General features: G+C 69.9%; 8 protein-coding genes, 3 tRNA genes and 1 pseudogene. 6 read left to right on the top strand and 6 right to left on the bottom strand.

The annotated features are described in order from the left end of the window. Positions 1-721 precede the first annotated feature (721 nt). The gene (locus AB0C20_RS21240; RefSeq protein WP_357184535.1) at positions 722-1,066 is read left to right on the top strand and encodes a YnfA family protein; all 345 of its coding nucleotides are present in this window, start codon (positions 722-724) and stop codon (positions 1,064-1,066) included. 73 nt (positions 1,067-1,139) lie between these two features. Beyond that, positions 1,140-2,369: an MFS transporter gene (locus AB0C20_RS21235; RefSeq protein ID WP_357568576.1), complete on the top strand. Its 1,230-nt coding sequence runs from the start codon at positions 1,140-1,142 to the stop codon at positions 2,367-2,369. A 28-nt stretch (positions 2,370-2,397) separates the two neighbouring features. Here the strand turns inward: AB0C20_RS21235 and AB0C20_RS21230 are convergent. After that, positions 2,398-2,473: transfer RNA gene (locus AB0C20_RS21230), tRNA-Lys, on the bottom strand. A 357-nt stretch (positions 2,474-2,830) separates the two neighbouring features. Here AB0C20_RS21230 and AB0C20_RS21225 point away from each other — a divergent pair. Then, positions 2,831-4,495 carry a Na+/H+ antiporter gene (locus AB0C20_RS21225; protein WP_357568577.1) on the top strand — a complete coding sequence of 555 codons (1,665 nt, stop codon included), beginning with the start codon at positions 2,831-2,833 and terminating at the stop codon, positions 4,493-4,495. A 104-nt stretch (positions 4,496-4,599) separates the two neighbouring features. On the opposite strand, the gene AB0C20_RS21220 is transcribed toward AB0C20_RS21225, so the two are convergent. After that, positions 4,600-4,675 (bottom strand) — tRNA-Lys (locus tag AB0C20_RS21220). A 187-nt stretch (positions 4,676-4,862) separates the two neighbouring features. On the opposite strand from AB0C20_RS21220, the gene AB0C20_RS21215 reads away from it, so the two are divergent. Together AB0C20_RS21215 and AB0C20_RS21210 are read left to right on the top strand one after the other, a co-directional pair. Next, a complete protein-coding gene (locus AB0C20_RS21215; protein WP_357568575.1) occupies positions 4,863-6,125 on the top strand; it encodes an Ig-like domain-containing protein in 1,263 nt (420 codons plus the stop codon). A 249-nt stretch (positions 6,126-6,374) separates the two neighbouring features. After that, complete coding sequence (locus tag AB0C20_RS21210) at positions 6,375-7,667, top strand: Ig-like domain-containing protein (protein ID WP_357568574.1); 1,293 nt, start codon at positions 6,375-6,377, stop codon at positions 7,665-7,667. 109 nt (positions 7,668-7,776) lie between these two features. Here AB0C20_RS21210 and AB0C20_RS21205 read toward each other — a convergent pair. Then, positions 7,777-7,852 (bottom strand) — tRNA-His (locus tag AB0C20_RS21205). Positions 7,853-7,964: 112 nt separating this feature from the next. Continuing rightward, positions 7,965-8,555 carry an oligoribonuclease gene (gene orn, locus AB0C20_RS21200; protein WP_091393455.1) on the bottom strand — a complete coding sequence of 197 codons (591 nt, stop codon included), beginning with the start codon at positions 8,553-8,555 and terminating at the stop codon, positions 7,965-7,967. 72 nt (positions 8,556-8,627) lie between these two features. On the opposite strand from orn, the gene AB0C20_RS21195 reads away from it, so the two are divergent. Beyond that, a complete protein-coding gene (locus tag AB0C20_RS21195) occupies positions 8,628-9,911 on the top strand; it encodes a glycosyltransferase 87 family protein (protein ID WP_357184520.1) in 1,284 nt (427 codons plus the stop codon). Positions 9,912-10,235: 324 nt separating this feature from the next. On the opposite strand, the pseudogene AB0C20_RS21190 reads toward AB0C20_RS21195, so the two are convergent. Next, positions 10,236-10,508, bottom strand: a pseudogene (locus AB0C20_RS21190) (hypothetical protein); the annotation flags it as partial. 692 nt (positions 10,509-11,200) lie between these two features. Beyond that, entirely contained in the window at positions 11,201-11,935 is a 735-nt protein-coding gene (locus AB0C20_RS21185; protein WP_238691197.1) for a YcnI family protein, read from the bottom strand. Positions 11,936-11,939: the final 4 nt, after the last annotated feature.

Genomic DNA, 11,939 nt, shown 5'->3' with positions numbered 1-11,939 from the left:
TCACCACCCGCCTGACCCACGCCAACTGAGGCACACGTTGCCGGCGCCTTCCGGGCGCCGGCAACGCTGTCTGTCAGTCCGGATCCGCCAGATCCACATGACGGTCAGCGATGCTCCGGAGAAAAGCGTCGACAACGACGTCGACCACCCAATCCGCTGATCTTTGCAACGAGCCTCTACCCGATAGCGTTCGGTGTCATGGGATCCGTGGACGTGGTCTTGGCGGTCATCGCCGCCGCAGCCAACCTGGCTTTCGCCACTGTGCTGATCCGCCGGAGCCGTGGCGGCACGACGGTGCCCCGGATCTTCGGCCGCCCTCAGCCCCAGCCGCGCCTGCGGGCGTTGATGCACGTCTGCCTGGGGCTGGGACGGGCGTCGGCTGGCTCGTCAAGGACATCTTCCCGCCCCACTCCACCGGCGACATGGTGCTGTTCAACGTGGTGAGGGTCCTGCTGGTGGCTGCGCTGGCCTCGGCCCTGCTGAGCGCCTTCCGGCACTCGCGACCCATCGGTGACAGGGCCGCCTAGCTCTGGCGCTCGCTGATTTGCAGATCATCGCCGGCACACTGCGCGTTGCGGTGGAGGCCGGCTGCGACGACCTCGTCGAGTGTGCCGGCCAACCGTGCTGCCCCATCCCCTTCGCCACCATCGCTCCAGGAGGCTCCTGTTCGACGAGGTCACCGGCGTGATCGGGGTCCGGAGCACATCGGTACGGTCCACGGATGACAGTTGTCCGCTCTGTCCTGCTGTTCGTCGTCGCCGCCCTGTTCGAGATCGGCGGGGCGTGGCTGATCTGGCAGGGCTGGCGCGAGCACCGCGGCCTGTGGTGGATCGCCGCCGGAGTCATCGCCCTCGGCGCGTACGGATTCGTCGCCACCTTCCAACCCGACCCGAACTTCGGGCGCATCCTCGCCGCCTACGGCGGCGTGTTCGTCGCCGGATCCCTTGCCTGGGGCGTGATCGTCGACAAGTTCCGGCCCGACCGGTGGGACATCATCGGCGCCGGCATCTGCCTGATCGGCGTCGCCCTGATCATGTACGCGCCGCGTACGGCAGGCGGCTCCTGATCGCCACGGAGCCGATCCTGCACGCTCAGGCCTCGTCGAGGCGCACGCTTGGCCCGCGCCGTAGCGTGGCAGGGTGGCAGCACCCCGCATGGCACCGCCGTCAGGGATGAGCCGCCGGCTGACGTTCCTTCTCGCGTTGGCGGCGGGAGTGGCAGTCGGCAACCTGTACTGGGCCCAGCCACTGCTCGGCTTCATCGCGGGCGATCTACGCGTCACGACCGCGACGGCCGGCTGGTTGGTCACCGCGACGCAGCTCGGGTACGCCGTAGGCGTGCTGCTGCTCGTGCCGCTCGGTGACGTCCTGGACCGCCGCCGGTTCGTCCCGATCATGCTGCTGACCTCGGCTGCCGCACTGCTGCTGTGTGCGCTGGCGCCGTCGATCGGCGTACTCATCCTCGCGCTCGGCGTGCTCGGCGTGACGACGATTTCCGGGCAGATCCTCACCCCGCTCGCCGGAGACCTTGCCGGCGACGCCCAGCGCGGTCGGATCGTCGGCGTCGTCGGATCCGGGACCCTCACCGGAATCCTGGCCTCCCGCACGATCAGCGGCCTCGTCGCCGACGCCGCCGGGTGGCGGACGATCTTCGCCCTCGCCGCGGTCTTCGCCGTCCTGCTCGCGATCGTGCTCTACCGCGCGATTCCACAGCTGCCACCGCGCACGCGCATGCCCTACGCGCAGCTCATCGCCTCGGTCGGCGCGGTGGTCGTACGCGAGCGGGCGGTCCGATGGACGCTGGTCCTGGCCGCCAGCGGATTCGCCGCGTTCTCGCTGTTCTGGACGGCGCTGACGTTCCTCCTCAGCGGCCCGCCGTTCCGGTACCCGGTGGCGGTGATCGGGTTGTTCGGGTTGGCCGGCCTCGCTGGCGTCCTCTCCGGCCTGCGCGGCGGACGGCTGCACGATCGCGGCTGGTCGCTTCCGGCCACCGGCGCGGCCTGGGTACTGGCCCTCACGGCATTCGTCGTCGCGGCGTTCGCCGTACGGTCCGTCGTCCTCGTCATCATCGTGATCGTCATGCTCGACGTCGCCCTCCAGACGCAGGCACTACTCAACCGGGCGCGGCTGTTCGCCCTCTCTCACGAGGCCCGGAGCCGGCTCAACACCGCACTGGCCACCTGCAACTTCGTCGGCGCCGCCATCGGCTCCGCCGCCGCGACGGCGCTCTGGTCCGCGGGCGGCTGGACAGCGGTCACCGTCGCGGGAACGGCGCTCTGCTGCTTCGCGCTCATCGTGTGGGCGCTCGGACGTCGTGGTCCACTCGTGATCCGCGTCGCCCCGCCGGACAACGCGATTCGGGGGGCATGACCGATTGGTCGTGCCCCCCGAATATCGTTGGTGCGCCGCCAGGGACTCGAACCCCGAACCCGCGGATTAAGAGTCCGCTGCTCTGCCAGTTGAGCTAGCGGCGCTCGCTGACAACGGGACGAGACGTTAGCAGCAGGCTGGACGGTTCCCCGAGGCGGCCACCGAGCGGAGAGCGTCACCGGGGCGGACGTGTCACCGTCGTGCGGGCGTACCCGGGCCAGGATCGGAGTTGTGGTCGTACCGAATTCCACAGTGGTGAGGCTGGCGGCAGCGCCGACGCCGTCGCCGTGAAAGCTGCGGTCGGCCAGGTCCGGTTGATCAAGCGGGTACGCTCGTTACTACTGCCTGGGGCGCTGACCGGCGCCAACAGCGCCGAACGGCCGGCTCGGCCGCGAGCCCGCGGTGGATCCGAGGAACCTCGCGCCGCTCCAGGGGGAAGTAGCCAGGTGAGCACCCATTCGATGTTGTTGTTCGTGCTCGCCGCTGTCGCGGTCATCGTCGTCGTGCGGTGGGTGGCGGCCCGCACCGGTCTGCCGGCCGCGGCGCTTCTACCGCTCATCGGCATCGCGTACGCGCTGCTCCCCGGCCCCAACGTCGGCCTGGATCCCGAGCTTGTGCTCATGATCGTGCTGCCACCGTTGCTCTACAGCGCCGCACTGGACTCCTCGCTGTTGGACATCCGCCGGAACCTCCGCATCGTGGTCAGCCTGTCCGTGCTGCTGGTGCTCCTCACCGGGGTGCTGGTCGGTATCGGGTTCCACCTGTTCGTCGCCGGGGCGACGCTCGCTGCCGGGATCGCGGTCGGCGCCGCCATCGCGCCGCCCGACCCGGTGGCCGCCCTGGCGGTTGGCCGCCGAGTGAACCTGCCACCGAAGATGGTCACGATCATTCAGGGCGAAGGGCTGCTCAACGACGCCACCGCGCTGACCATGCTCAGCGTCGCGGTGGCCGCCGCGGTGGGTGGTGAGTTCTCGTTCCCGTCCGCAGTTGGTCAGTTCGTGCTGGCAGCGGTCGGCGGGGTCGCCGTGGGAGCGGCAGTGGCGTGGCTGGTACGTCTGGCCCGACCGTTCACCGCGGACCCGCTGTTGTCGAATGCCATCTCGCTCGCGACACCGTTCGTGGCCTACCTGTTGGGCGAGGAACTGCACGTCTCCGGGGTGCTCGCCGTGGTGATCGCCGGGCTGATCGTTGGCCATAAGACGCCTCAGCTCACCTCGGGCGCCGCCCGGCTGCAGACCAGCGCGGTGTGGCGGTTGGTCGACTTCCTCCTCGAAGGCTTCGTCTTCCTGCTCATCGGCCAGCAGCTTCCCGAGGTCGTCAAGGGCCTGCGTCAGTACGAGACGTCGACCATCGTCATCGCCGTCGCGGTATCGGTGGGCGTGGTGCTCCTGCTGCGCCCCGCGTGGCTGGTGATGACCCAGTCCCTCCCCCGGTCGCTGCACACCCGGCTGGGCGGCATCTCCGAGCAGGACGATCCCGACGAACCCTGGAGCGCCCGGCAGATCGAGCGCGCTGACCGTAACGCCCGCCGACTCACCTCCCGTGAGGTGGTGGCACTGAGCTGGTCCGGCACCCGTGGGGTGATCAGCCTGGCCGCGATCTTCACCCTGCCGCTGACCACAAACAGCGGCGCGCCCTTTCCCGACCGTGACCTCCTGCTGTTCTGCACCTTCGTGGTCGTCCTGGTGACACTCGTCGGGCAGGGCCTGACGTTCGCGCCGCTCGTGCGAATGCTGGGCCTGCGCGCCAACGAAGCCGACCAGGCCCGCGTCCGCAACGAGGCCCGCTCTGCGGCGGTCGAGGCCGCCCTGGCCCGCCTCGACGAGGTTGCCGCGGTGGAGCCGGACAGCGCGGTGTCCGTCAACACCACCCGTACGCAGTTGCTGGCCCGATTGGCGCGCTACCGCGGGCGGCTGGACCTGCTGGAGCAGAGTGGATCATCCGAGCTGCCCACCTCACCGGCGTATGAAGCGGCGCTTCGTATCCGCCGGACAGCGATCGACGCACAGCGCGAGGAACTCGTGCGCTGGCGCGACTCCGGCCGACTGCCGGACGAGGAGCTCCGCGTTCTGGAACGTGAACTCGATCACGAGGAGCTGTTACTCCCGAGGCGGTCCTCCAGCTGACCTGCCACGACGGTGTCGAGCCACCGGCGTCGGGCCTCGTCGCACCGGCGTACGCGAAAAAGGCCCTGACCGGCACAAATCTGCCAGGTCAGGACCCTCATCGTTGGTGCGCCGCCAGGGACTCGAACCCCGAACCCGCGGATTAAGAGTCCGCTGCTCTGCCAGTTGAGCTAGCGGCGCTCATCGGCAACGGAGAGAACATTAGCACCCCTCCAACACGGGCTCCAATTTGGTTGCCCGGGTCCCCCCTTCGGTCGAGCTTTGCCGGCAAAAAGCCCCAAACCGGCCACCGCCGCCAAGATCGGGGCGTGGGTTGCGGCGGTGATGCGGCACGATGTCCGCCAGGTACGCGAGAACAGAGGTGGGCATGGCACGGTTCACGCGAGCCGGGGCGGTGGTGGGCGCCCTGACTCTGGCGGCGTCGCTGGCACTGACCGGATGCGGCGGCGGCGAGAAGAAGCCGGAATTCGTTGGCGGGGCGTCCTCGGACGTGAGCGCCACCCCTGGCTCAGCCGCACCTTCGACACCGAGCACACCGAGTGGGCCGGCGCTCACGCTGAGCCCGGCGAACGGCACGAAGAACAGGCCGGTGAGCACGGAGATCAGCGCGAAGCTCCCGGACGGCGGGAAGGTGTCCGCTGTCACCCTGACGGCGGACGGCGGCGGCTCTATCGAGGGCAAGCTGCGTACCGATGGCTCGGCCTGGGTGCCGTCAGCTCCGCTGAAGTGGGGCACCCGCTACACGGCCACTGTGACGGCGAGCGCGTCGGACGGCACGAGCAGCCAGGGCACCAGCAGCTTCACCACGATGGCCAAGCCGAAGTCGACAATCGGGTCGGGCCTGTACCTCTTCGACGACAAGAGTTACGGGGTGGCCATGCCGGTGGTCACCGAGTTCCACCCGGGTATCCCGAAGAAGGACCGGGCGGCGGTGCAGAAGCGGATGTTCGTCCAGACCGACCCGCCGCAGCCGGGGGCGTGGCACTGGGTCAGCAATGGCACGCAGGCCTACTACCGGGCACCGGAGTACTGGAAGCCGGGCACCACCATCACCGTGCGGATCGCGCTGGCGGGGGTGCCGCTGAGCAACGGCAAGTACGGCGACATCGACCGCAAGGCCACCGCCAAGATCGGCCGGTCGTTCGAGATGAAGGTCGACAACGCCAACAAGAAGATGACCGTGTACGAGAACGGCGCGCCGGTGCGCACGATTCCGGTGAGCCTGGGCAAGAAGAGCACACCGTCGTCGAGCGGCACGATGGTGGTGATGGAGAAGAAGGAAGCCACTGTCTTCGACACCCGCGACGACCCGGATCCGGCCAACCGCTACGTGACCGACATCCAGTTCGCCCAGCGGCTCACCTGGGGTGGCGAGTACATCCACGCCGCGCCCTGGTCGGAGCACGTGCAGGGGCGGCAGAACGTCTCGCACGGCTGCGTGAACGTGTCGATGGCGAACGCCAGGTGGTTGTTCGGCAAGACCCGGATCGGTGACCCGATCACGATCAAGGGCACCGAGCGCAGGATCGCCGCCGGTAACGGTTGGACGGCGTGGAGCCTGAGCTGGTCGGAGTTCATCAAGGGCAGCGCGTTGCCGGTGCCCAGTGGTGGGGCCGGCCCGGCGGTCTGAGCCGTTGGCCTCGTTGCGCCGGCTCGGCCGTTGGCCGGGCCGGCGTACCCTTGCAGTCCCGCCGCTCGATGACAGCGCGGCGACCCCCGCGCTCCCGACACGGAGACGAACCAGGCTCACGAAACGCCGGATAGTAGCAGGATTCGGGCACTATTGATGGCGTGTTTCGGTTCACCCTCGGCAACCGGGGCCGGCTCTGGCGCGTCAGTAAGAGACGATGGGGCAGCGACCACAACTGTGAGGGAATTCATGCGAGCTAGCCAGGACCAGCTGATCAGGCCCGGTGGGCGACGCCGCGTGTTCGCGGCGGGGCTTCTCGCCGTAGCGCTGGCCTTCACCTCGGCCTGCACCGACGGCGACGGCGGCAAGCCGTCCTCGTGGCACGGCGGCGGCGAGAACCCGGCGCCGAAGGCCGCCGCGACGATCAGCGAGCCGGCGGCCGACGCCAAGGACGTGCCGGCGTCCACCGGCGTCACCTTCACCACGAAGGACGCCGTGGAGACCGCTGTCGAGCTGAAGGACGCCGCCGGCAAGGTGGTCGAGGGCGCCCTCGCCAAGGACGGCAAGTCGTGGCTGCCGACCGGCGCGCTGGCCTACGGCACGAGCTACACGGCCACAGTGACCGCCAAGGGCGACGACGGACGGCCGGCCACCGCGACGAGCACCTTCACCACGATGGCCAAGCCCGGCAACCAGGTACGGGTGAGCAGCTTCCTCGGTGACAACCAGGTGGTCGGGGTGGGCATGCCGCTGATCGTGAAGTTCAGCCGGGCCGTCCCGGAGGACTACCGCGACGACGTGCAGCGCAGGATGACCGTCACCTCGACCCCGGCGCAGGAGGGGATCTGGCACTGGGTCAGCCCCACCGAGATCCGGTACCGGCCGAAGGAGTTCTGGAAGCCGAACAGCAAGGTCTCCTACCGGGTGCAGGCCGGTGGCCTGCCGATGGGCGCGGGTTGGTACGGCCGCGCCGACCTCTCGGTGGACGTCAAGATCGGCGCGGCGGTGGTCATGACCGTGGACAACAAGACCAAGCGGATGACGGTGACCCGCAACGGCGCCGTGATCAAGACCATCCCGGTCAGCCTGGGCAAGAAGAGCACCCCGTCGTCCAGCGGCACCATGGTCGTGATCGAGAAGCTGCGCAAGACGGTCTTCGACACGTTCGAGGAACTGGGCCCGGAGGAGGGCTACCGCACCAAGATTGACTTCGCGCAGCGCCTCACCTGGGGCGGGGAGTTCATCCACGCGGCACCCTGGTCCGAGGGGCAGCAGGGCACCACGAACGTGTCGCACGGCTGCGTGAACGTGTCGATGGCCAACGGCGACTGGCTCTTCAAGAACACCCAGATCGGCGACCCGATCACGGTCAAGGGCACCGAGCGCAAGCTCCAGAACGGCAACGGCTGGACCGACTGGAACATGAGCTGGGACGAGTACGTCAAGGGCAGCGCCCTTCCGTACGAGCCTCCGGCCGACCCGGACGCCGCCACCCCGACCCCGGACGGGGCGGTCACCCCGTCCCCCACGCCCACCGCCTGAGCCAGCCGACGAAAGCCCCCTCCTCGGAGGGGGCTTTCGCGTAGGCCCTGTCTCGCCCCGACAACGACTCAGGCCCTCTCCGAGGAGGGGGCCTGAGTGGTGAAACCAGTGGGGTGACTGAGGGGAATTGAACCCCCGACAACCGGGACCACAACCCGGTGCTCTGCCAACTGAGCTACAGCCACCATGCCGCCGTCGCCCGGTCGATCGCTCCGGGCGGGGTGCGGACCAATAATAGCCACACCGCAACGCACCTCGTCCAGCGGGTTCCCTGCTCCCCGGGACGAGCCGGCGTGGTCAGAGTTCGGCGGCGATGGCCTTGGCGGTCTCGACATCCGGGCCGGGCAGCGGAACGAAGACGGTGCGCCGGTAGTACTCCAGCTCCCGGATGCTCTCCCGGATGTCGGCCAGCGCCCGGTGCGCGAGACCCTTCTGCGGCTGGCCGAAGTACACGCGGGGGTACCAGCGGCGGCAGAGTTCCTTGATCGACGACACGTCGATCATCCGGTAGTGCAGGTGCGCGTCGAGGCGCGGCATGTCCCGGGCGATGAAGCCCCGGTCGGTGGCGATCGAGTTGCCGCAGAGCGGCGCCGTACGCGGGTCCTTGACGAAGGTGCGCACGTAGTCCAGGACCAGGTCTTCGGCCTCGGCGAGGGTGACCGCCGAACGACGGACCTCCTCGGTGAGGCCGGACTTGGCGTGCATTGTCTGCACGATCTCCGGCATCCCCTCCAGTGCCGCCTCGTCGGCGTGGATGACCACGTCGACACCGTCACCGAGCACGTTGAGGTCGGGATCGGTGACCAGTGCCGCAACCTCGATCAGTTTGTCCCTGCCGAGGTCCAACCCAGTCATCTCACAGTCGATCCAGACGAGGAGATCAGCCACCGGGACAGCCTACGCGCAGCCCACGCCCCGCGGCTGCGCGCTCTCGGCGGACCGGACCGCTAGGGTTTCGGGGTGCCAGCAGAACCCGTCGCACCGCCCGCCGTCACCGAAGACGATCCCGGCGGCCGTACGGTCCGTCGTCTGGTCGCGGTGGTGGCCCTCGGCGCTGTGCTGCCAGCGCTCTACCTGCCAGGCCTCGTGCACAACTTCTTCGATCTCAAGATCTACATGTCCGCGATGGACTGGTGGCGCGTCGGCCACCCGCTCTACGACTACGTCCAGCCCGACCGGGTGCAGGGCGAGTTGTACTTCACCTACCCACCATTCAGCGCGCTGCTGCTGTGGCCGTTCGGTCTGTTGCGGCTCGGCGCCACCGTGGCGATCTTTACGGCGCTCACAGTGCTGGCCGTGGTGCTGACCACCCGGTGGCTGGTGACGCCGGTGATCGCCCGACACGACCTGCCCCGAACGTTCACACTGATCGCCGCCGTACTGCTGGTGCTGGCGGTGGAGAGCATCCGCGAGACGATCACCTTCGGCCAGATCAACATGCTGCTGGTCGTGCTGATCCTGGCCGATCTACTGTTCGCGGTGCCGCAGGCGCGGCGCTGGGCCGGGGTGGGCGTGGGGCTGGCGACGGCGCTCAAGCTCTTTCCCGGCATCTTCATCGTGTACCTGCTGGCCACCCGACGGTGGCGGGCGGCGGCGGTGGCGAGCGCGACAGCGGCGGCGGCGACCCTGCTCGCGGCGGCGATCGCCCCTCGTGACTCGTGGCGGTTCTGGACGCACGAGCTGTGGACCACCGAGCGGGTGGGACGCACCGACATCGTCGGCAACCAGTCGCTGTTCGGCCTGCTCAGCCGCTTCACCGAGCCGGAGAAGCCGGACCGGCTGCTCTGGCTGCTGCTGGTGGCCGCGGTCGCCGGCTACGGGCTGTGGCGGGCCGCCCGTGCGGCGCGGGCCGGCGACGTGTTGACCGGCCTGACGTTGACCGGGTTGGTCGGTTCCCTGGCGAGCCCGATCACCTGGACCCACCACATCTACTGGTTCGTGCCGGCGGTGGTGCTGCTCGCCGACGCGGCGTTGAGCGCGAACCGCCCGGAGGAGGCACGCCGACGTCGGTGGCTGGCCGGGCTCGCGCTGGGCATCACCGCCGTGACCATCTACGGCGTGGTGACGTTCCAGGCCTGGGGCGCGGGACCGGTCCGCACTCACGACCCGGTGGACTTCGTCGTGCAGAACACCTACGTGCTGCTCAGCCTGCTGCTGCTGGTGGCGTTACCGGTGCGCTCGGGGCTCGGTGCGGAAAATCGCACCAATTGGACAGACCTCCCGAGTAACCATGTTCGGGGCTAATCTGTCCTCATCTACCTCAAGCGTCGCTCGGGTAGCACCGATCCCCCGGTGAGGGTGGCCCTCCGCGTCGGCAGCGCGGAGGGCCACTCGCCGTCTCACCCACCACCGCCGGCCGGGCCGTCACCCGACCGGTCCGCCACGGGCCCTGTCGTCGCCAGGGGCGGCCGCGACCGGCCGGGCAGTGGGCTCGTCCACGTCGGCCGGCGGCCAGGCGAGACTCAGCGTCACCTCCGGTGGGCGGGGCAGCCGGACCGGTTCGTCCAGGTCGGCGAGGGTGGCCGCGCGGGCCGCGCCGATCGCCGACCGGGCGGGGTCCGGGGCTCCGGAGCCGACCGGGGCGAGTTGTCGTGCCGGCAACGGCGGGGTCGGATCGGGTTGGCGGGGGCCCAGGCCACTCAACGAGGTGACCCCGAGCCGGCCGGCGAGCACCGGCACCTGATCCGGCTCGACCACGAAGATCACCTCGCGTGGCCGTAGCGGCCGCAGCAGGAGCAGCGCCGCGCACACCACCAGCAGCACGCCGACGGTCAGCAGACCCCAGGTGGCCGGGCCGGTCCACCCGACCCGCAACTCGGCGTGCAGGTCCAGAACCAGGTCCTCCTCGCCGTCGGGGCGCATCACCACCAGGCTCATGGGTTCGCCGGCGAGGTCGTCAGCGCTCCACTCCAGCGAGCCGATCCCCTCTCGTACCCAGAAGGGCCGGCCCAGCGGCGTGACCGGCCCGTCGGCCGGCGCGACGCCCGGGGTGTCGGCGGCCGGCCCGGCCGGATCGAGCCGGACCGGCAGCGGACCCCGGGCCAGCGCCACCCGACGGACCGTGGCGTGCGGTACCGCCTCCAGCCAGCCACGCACCTCGGCGGTGGGCGCCAGTCCGACGAACGCCGGCCCACCCGTGGTGCGGGCGTCCAGGCGTAGCCGGGTCTGCGCGGTACGCGCGAAAGGCGCCTCCTGCCGCAGCAACCGGTCGAGGTCGGTGACGACGATCGCGTGACCGGGCGTGCGGACCGTTTCGAAACGGGCGGCGAAGGACCCGCCAGCGTCGGCGTGTCGGGTCACCAGCCACAGCCCGCCACCGGCGAACAGCGCCGGAATTCCCACTACCAACAGCAGCACTCCGGCGATCACCCGCACGAACCGCATCCGCACCGTCCCCCTCCGTAGCCAAATACCCGGCCGACCTTACCGACGTACACCGTCTGATCAGGGGATATCCACGGCACGGTGGGCATCGACTCCGGAAAGCACGCTGGCCCGCCGGAAGATCCGGCGGGCCAGCGGGTGAAACAGGGTCAGGCCTTGGCGACCGGCTCCCGGCGGGTACGCGTGAACGCCAGCCCGCCCAGCACCAGGCCGGCCAGACCGGCGACGAGTCCGGCCACGCCGAGGCCGACCGCGAGCCCGTTGCCGTCGTCGTCGTCATCGTCGTCGGGCGAGGCGACGGCTGCGGCCGGCGAGGCCGAACCCGACGGCGCCGCGGCGGCGGCCAGGGTGAGCACCGGGGCGGGGTGCTCCGGCTCCTCGGCACCCGGCGCCGGGTCGTCGATCCACCGCGAGATGTTGCCGTCCGAGTAGGTCTGCAGGGTCTTGAAGACCATCGAGTCGACCTGCGGCAGCGGCCCCATCGAGACGGGGAACTCCTGGAACTGACCCGGCTTCACCCCCGCGTCACCGGAGGCCGTCCAGGTGATCTTGGAGACCGCTTCGGTGAGCTGACTGCCGTGCACCTCGATCGGCGGGTCGACCTTGCGCTTCTCCGTGGTGACCGTCCAGCCCGGCACCGGCATCGTCGACACCGAGCCGACCGGGGCGTTCTCCGGCAGCACCACCTCCAGCTTGGTGGTCGACGCGGTGTCGCTCTCGTTGGGCACCCGGAACGCCACCCGGGCGTAGCCACCCTGGGTCGCCTCCTTCGGGTTCACCGTGACGTGCGCGGACGCTGGTCCGGCGAAGCCGAGCACAGCGGTGGCGGCGGCGGTGAACGCCAGGGCGGCAGCGGCGGTTGCGGTACGCCGGAATCGGGTCATTGGT

This window comes from Micromonospora sp. NPDC048843 (assembly GCF_040649965.1).
Taxonomy (GTDB): domain Bacteria; phylum Actinomycetota; class Actinomycetes; order Mycobacteriales; family Micromonosporaceae; genus Micromonospora; species Micromonospora hortensis.
The sequence above is the reverse complement of the archived record's forward strand: the minus strand, read 5'-3'. Positions and strand labels throughout refer to the sequence as shown.

Excerpts from the sequence above, each read along its gene's own strand:
- AB0C20_RS21240 (WP_357184535.1), top strand. The coding sequence starts at position 722 with ATGACAGTTGTCCGCTCTGTCCTGCTGTTCGTCGTCGCCGCCCTGTTC.
- AB0C20_RS21225 (WP_357568577.1), top strand. The coding sequence starts at position 2,831 with ATGTTGTTGTTCGTGCTCGCCGCTGTCGCGGTCATCGTCGTCGTGCGG.
- AB0C20_RS21215 (WP_357568575.1), top strand. The coding sequence starts at position 4,863 with ATGGCACGGTTCACGCGAGCCGGGGCGGTGGTGGGCGCCCTGACTCTG.
- AB0C20_RS21210 (WP_357568574.1), top strand. The coding sequence starts at position 6,375 with ATGCGAGCTAGCCAGGACCAGCTGATCAGGCCCGGTGGGCGACGCCGC.
- AB0C20_RS21185 (WP_238691197.1), bottom strand. The coding sequence starts at position 11,935 with ATGACCCGATTCCGGCGTACCGCAACCGCCGCTGCCGCCCTGGCGTTC.